This is a genomic window from Rahnella bonaserana (assembly GCF_019049675.1).
GTDB lineage: Bacteria > Pseudomonadota > Gammaproteobacteria > Enterobacterales > Enterobacteriaceae > Rahnella > Rahnella bonaserana.
This window is the reverse complement of sequence record NZ_JAFMOW010000004.1, coordinates 1-255: the sequence shown is the minus strand read 5'-3', so window position 1 is coordinate 255 and position 255 is coordinate 1. Positions and strand designations below refer to the sequence as shown.

General features: G+C 49.4%; 1 tRNA gene. It reads left to right on the top strand.

What is annotated here, in order from left to right:
* Nucleotides 1-21 precede the first annotated feature (21 nt).
* Nucleotides 22-98, top strand: a tRNA-Ile gene (locus tag J1778_RS24905).
* Nucleotides 99-255: the final 157 nt, after the last annotated feature.

The window sequence follows — 255 nt, the reverse complement described above, 5'->3', positions numbered from 1 at the left end:
AACGAGCAGAAATACCTTAATAGGCTTGTAGCTCAGGTGGTTAGAGCGCACCCCTGATAAGGGTGAGGTCGGTGGTTCAAGTCCACTCAGGCCTACCAATTCGTCCTCATGCTGCGTTGTCGTCACACTCGTTTGCACTTGCAAACGTCGTATGAACTCCGCCTTGCCTGAGAACAAATTGGCTGACTCATCTTGCTGATGAGTAATTAAGGTATCTGTAAGTGACTGTATGGGGCTATAGCTCAGCTGGGAGAG